The sequence below is a fragment of the Nostocoides australiense Ben110 genome, from assembly GCF_001050535.1.
GTDB classification, from domain to species: Bacteria; Actinomycetota; Actinomycetes; order Actinomycetales; family Dermatophilaceae; genus Nostocoides_A; species Nostocoides_A australiense.
On sequence record NZ_HG764815.1, the window covers coordinates 3,263,528 to 3,265,853 of the forward strand.

The 2,326-nt window shown below is 69.6% G+C and carries 1 protein-coding gene; it reads right to left on the bottom strand.

Going from position 1 to position 2,326, the window contains the following annotated elements; all coding sequences use genetic code 11:
- On the bottom strand, nucleotides 1-2,246 hold a 2,246-nt coding region (locus BN11_RS21400), incomplete at its 3' end, for a fibronectin type III domain-containing protein (RefSeq protein WP_162213256.1).
- Between the last annotated feature and the right edge of the window lie 80 nt (nucleotides 2,247-2,326).

A 2,326-nucleotide genomic window follows, 5' to 3' on the forward strand; every position in this document is an offset into this window, starting at 1 on the left:
TGCATGTAGTGCGCCGCGTGCGAGATGGCGATATCGGAGACGTCGTTGTCGAAGATCTTCCAGCCGTTGCTGAAGGTCATCAGCCAGATGCCCGGGCCGATCCCGCACGGAATCTGGTCGATCCGGTTGCCGCTGATCTCCCCATAGCTGGTGAGCGCACCGTAGACGCCGCGCCCGGTGAGGTGGTTGCCCCGGATGGTGATGCCCTCCGCCATGTCCAGATCGCTCTGGCCCGTCTGTGCGCGCAGGAAGGGGACGAGGTCGGTGCGGGCTGCAGCGGGGTTGTATTCGCCGTGACCCGGGGCGCGCCGGCGGGATGCCCAGTCGCCGTTGTTCACATAGTTCGTCAGCCAGTTGTAGGCGTAGTTGGAGCGCTTGCCCGCGATCCAGACCCCGTTGTGGATGTTCAGGTTCTCGATGCGCCAGTGGTCGACGCCATTGCTGAAGGTGAAGGTCCGGTCGGATGCGGGGGCGCTGTTGCTGCACGACGCGGTCGTCACCGGGTGTGTCACCGTGACCTCGCCGTTGCCGGCGGGCTGGATGACGATCGGCGCGTCGCTGCGGCCCGAGGTGCGAATCCGGATGGTGGTGCCGTTGGCGTAGGTCCCGGCGTACAGGCGGATGACCGTCCCCGGCTCCGCCAGGTCGACGGCGGCCTGGATGGTGCGCTTCGGGCTGCCGGCGGTGCCGGGGTTGGCGTCCGAGCCGTCGGGGCTGACGTAGATGACCTTGCCGGTCGGGTTGGCCGCGGTCGTGAAGGTCACGCTCGCCCCGGTGGACTGGTTGCCGGCGGCATCCTCGGCCACCACACGCGCGGTGTAGGTCGTCGCAGCGCTCAGGCCGGTGACGGTCGCCGACGTGGTGGTCACGGTCTGCGTGATCGATCCCACACTGACCACATATCCGGTGACGCCGACATTGTCCGAGCTGGCGGTCCACGTCAGGCTCGCCGAGGTCGAGTCCGCGGTGGCGCGCAGGTTCGTGGGGGCTGTCGGTGCCTGGGTATCCGGCGGCGTGGTGGTGCGGAAGTCGACCGTCGCGGGCGTCGAGCTATTGCCCGCCGCATCCTTCGCGACCACCGTCGCCCGGTATGCCGTGGTGGGCGTCAGCCCGGTGAAGGCCGCGGACGTCCCGGTCACCGTCTTCGTTGTGTCGCCGACGGTGACGTCGTAGGCCGCGACGCCGACGTTGTCGGTGCTCGCCGTCCAGTTCACCGTGACCGCGTCGGTGGTCGGGGTCGCCGACAGGCCGGTCGGCGCCGACGGAGCCTGGGTGTCCGCCGGTGTGGCGGTGCGGAAGTCGATGACCGCAGGGGTCGAGACGTGCCCGGCCGCATCCTTGGCGACCACCGTTGCGCGGTATGCCGTTGTGGGGCTCAACCCGGTGACTGTGGCCGGGCTCCCGGTCACCGTCTGGGTCGTCGACCCGATCGTGACGTCGTAGCCGACGACGCCCACATTGTCGGTGCTCGCCGTCCAGGTCAGCGTTACTGCGTTCGTGGTCGGGGTTGCGCTCAGCGCGGTCGGCGCAGTGGGGGCCTGCGTGTCCGCCGTGGTGACGGTGCGGAAGTCCACCGCCGCCTCCCCCGAGGTGTTGCCGGAGGTGTCCTTGGCCATCACGGTGGCGCGGTATGCGGTGTCCGCCGTCAGCCCGGTGATGGTCGTCCGCGGTTCGGTGACGGCGAGGGTCAGGGATCCGACGGTCACGACATACTGCGCGACCTTGACGTTGTCGGTGCTGGGGGTCCAGGTCAGGGTGACGGCATCGGTGGTCGGGTCGGCCGTGAGGTTCGTCGGGGTGCTGGGCGGCTGGCTCTCGGCCGGCACCTTCGTCCTGAAGGTGATCCGCACTGCGGGAGAAGAGTTTCCGGCCGCGTCGAAAGCCTGCACGGAGGCGGTGTAGGTGGTGTTGGGAGACAGCGACCCGATGAAGGTGGACGTCCCGGTGGGGGTGCGGACCTTGCTGCCCAGGACGACGCGGTAGTAGGCGACGCCGACGTTGTCCCGGGACGCAGTCCACTTCAGCGTCACGCCGTAGCTTCCCGGCATGGCCTTCAGGCCGGTCGGCGCAGTCGGCCGTTGCGTGTCTCGGGCGCTTGTGCCGGGCTCGTCGGAGATGGATCGCGCGACGGCTGGGGCGCCGGCGCCGAGAAGCAAGGAGGCGCCGAGTACTCCGGTGAACAGGACGCGCAGGGCGCCCTTGCCGGGGCGCGATTGGGGTGTGCGGGGACGCGACAGGTACGACATCGTGAAAGGCTCCTGACCGCTCGACCTCCAGCGCGATGCGGCGCGGGGTGGTCCTCGGTGCGGGTGGGGGGCGGGGGGCG